We start from the raw sequence: 271 nt of genomic DNA on the forward strand, positions 1-271 counted from the left end.
TAAAAAAGAGGGCCATTGAGCCCTCTATACACGTTAGATTTACCGATTACTATTCTTGACGGAACGGATCAATTACAAAGCCAAGCGCGTCTAGGGGTTGGCTATTGTATGCAGTAAGTGCTTCGCGACCTAAATCCAGTTCGTATCCAGAGCCAACAAAGTCATCACCTACAAAGCCACAAATAACATTGTTTGAGATACCTTCGATACCTTCCCAAGCTCTCCCGGTCCAATATTGCGATTCGACAATCCAAACACCTTCACGATGAAC

General features: G+C 44.3%; 1 protein-coding gene. It reads right to left on the reverse strand.

Translation table 11 applies throughout. The features are described from left to right. Positions 1–49 precede the first annotated feature (49 nt). Positions 50–271, reverse strand: a 222-nt coding sequence (locus IQR33_RS01910; protein WP_228013717.1) for a hypothetical protein, incomplete at its 5' end; no start/stop codon positions are given.

Source organism: Vibrio sp. OPT46, assembly GCF_015163535.1.
In the GTDB taxonomy this organism is placed as follows: Bacteria; Pseudomonadota; Gammaproteobacteria; order Enterobacterales; family Vibrionaceae; genus Vibrio; species Vibrio alginolyticus.